Origin of the sequence: Arthrobacter sp. TB 26 (assembly GCF_000427315.1) — a bacterium.
Lineage (GTDB): Bacteria > Actinomycetota > Actinomycetes > Actinomycetales > Micrococcaceae > Arthrobacter.
This window is the reverse complement of the sequence record NZ_AUPJ01000430.1, coordinates 1-2,294: the sequence shown is the minus strand read 5'-3', so window position 1 is coordinate 2,294 and position 2,294 is coordinate 1. Positions and strand designations below refer to the sequence as shown.

General features: G+C 70.1%; 2 protein-coding genes. One reads left to right on the top strand and one right to left on the bottom strand.

Features of this window, described 5'->3' with window-relative positions; genetic code table 11:
• Positions 1 to 1,169, top strand: a 1,169-nt coding sequence (locus tag K789_RS0116550) for a sensor histidine kinase (protein WP_024367731.1), incomplete at its 5' end; no start/stop codon positions are given.
• Positions 1,170 to 1,266: 97 nt separating this feature from the next.
• On the opposite strand, the gene K789_RS0116545 is transcribed toward K789_RS0116550, so the two are convergent.
• Positions 1,267 to 2,294 (bottom strand): Dyp-type peroxidase (locus tag K789_RS0116545; protein WP_024367730.1); only part of this gene is annotated, 1,028 nt, incomplete at its 5' end.

Here is a 2,294-nt window from a genome sequence, read left to right as displayed (position 1 = left end):
AACAGGCTGGCGGGTGGGACGGCGCCGATCTGAGTCGTTCCCTGGCCCTCGGTGACGCCGCATCGGCCCGCCTGAATATCGTCGACGCCGACGGTAACGTGCTGGCCGGCTCCGGCAACCCGGCCCGGGGAAACGCCGGCCAGGCAGATTCCAGCGGTCAAGGAGCGGTGACCGCCGATGTCGTCGTCGATGGCACTCGAGTCGGTGCAGTGCGGGTCAGTCTTGGAGGGATCGGAGGGATCGGAGGGAACGGTGGAACGAGGATCCTCGACGTTGCCTGGACGTGGATCGCCGTCGCTGCAGTGGTGGCCCTGACTGTGGCTGTCGCCGCGAGCTGGTTCGTCACACGGAGGCTTGTCCGGCCCATCCGCAGCATGACGGAGGCGGCGCGTTCCTTTGGCGCGGGAAACCGGAACGTCCGCACGGCCGGGGATGCACCTGGCGAACTCGGCGACCTCGCCCACGCCTTCAATGACATGGCGGACGCGGTGGTCCGGTCCGATACGGAACGGCGCAACCTCACCGCAGATGTGGCCCACGAGCTGCGCACGCCGCTCGCGGCCCTGCAGGCAGGGCTCGAGGAACTGCGCGACGGACTCATTGAACCGACGCCGGCCGGCCTGGCCGGATTGCACGACCAGTCGCTCAGGCTCGGCCGGGTTGTGGCCGACCTCGCCGAGCTCTCCGCCGTCGAAACGGCGGCGCTGTCCCTGGACCTGGCACCCGTGGACCTTGCCGCGCTCGCTGCCGATGCCCTCTCCCGCGCAGAGCCGCAGTTGCGGGCGGCCGGCCTGGCGACGGAGCTGGAAAGCGCCGGCCCCGTGTGGGTCAGGGCCGACGCCGATCGCCTGCACCAGGCAGTCGGCAACCTGCTGGCCAACACCGCGCGCTACTGTCGAAAGGGCGACAAGGTAACCCTCAAGGCGTTGGCCGACGGCGGCGAGGCCGTGCTCACCGTCGCCGACACCGGCCCGGGAATCCCCGCCGAGGAACTGCCTCACATCTTTGACCGGCTCTGGCGGGGGAGGGCCGCAGAACAGATCGCCGGCTCCGGCATCGGGCTCGCCCTGGTCCGCGAAATCGTGACCAGCCACGGCGGAACCGTCCAGGCGGCGTCCACCCCGGGGGAAGGGACCACGATCTCCCTGCATCTGCCCCGCCTCGGCTGAGCCGAACGGCCGCACCTTCCGGCGCCCTGATGCGGGGTCACATAGCGCCCGTCCCAGCCGGTGGGATGGGCGCGTAGTGACCCCGCGTTGCTTTGGATCAGGCGAACAGGCCGTCGCCGACGAATCCGTCCTCACGGCACCCCGGCGGGATGGCGAACACAGCGGAGCCGACCGGCGTCGTCCACTGATTGAGCATGTCCATTTGATCGAGCCGGCGCTGGATGGGCGTGAACTGCCTGTCGACGTCGGCCTGGTAGGACACGAAGATCAGCCCCGAGTCCGAGACCCCTCCGGCGCCGGGAGCGGCGTCGTAGTTGTAGGCCCGGCGAAAGATCCGCTGGGAACTGTCCTCCGGCCGGGCCCGGCGCAGGTGTGAGACGTCCGAGATGACCGGGAACCCGAGCTTGGACTTGGCGGTCAGGTCCGGCTCGTCGTGTTCCTGCGTCCCGGTCAGGGGTGCGCCGTTGGACAGCCGGCGGCCCACGGATTCCTCCCGGCCCACGCGGTCCGCCTCGTCCCACTTGTCCAGGTTCATCGCGATCCGGCGGACAACCACGGACGTGCCGTTGGCCGTCCATGCGGGTATTTCCCCGCCGCCCCAGACCACGCGCTCGTTGTCCGGGCTGCCGGGCGCCGGGTTCGACGTCCCGTCCACCTGGCCGAAGAGGTTCCGCATGGTGGTCCCGGACTTTTCACTGCCGTAGGAACGCCGGAACCCGGTCTGCACCCAGCGGACGGTCGCGAAGCTCCGGCTGTCTTTCAGGAGCATCCGTTGGGCATGCGCCACGGTCAACGGATCATCCGCGCAGATCTGCAGCAACAGATCACCGTCGGAGAATCCGGGCTGCAGCCGGTCGATGCTGAAGGCCGGCAGCGGCTTCAGCCAGCCCGGCGCCCGGGCGGGGTCCACCCCGGCAACCAGGCCGGGGCCGAATCCGAACGTGACCGTCAGCCGGGCCGGCACCTGGGCCAGTTCGCCCTCGGTGTCGGCCAGGGCAGGCTTTCCCGCGCAGAGGTTCGCGGCGTCGTCGCTGAGCAGCCGCAAGAGCGCTTTGACCGCGGCGCGCGTCGTTCCGGGCCGCAAATCCAGGGCGACAAAAACGCCGTGGGCCTGCGCCGCCGTCG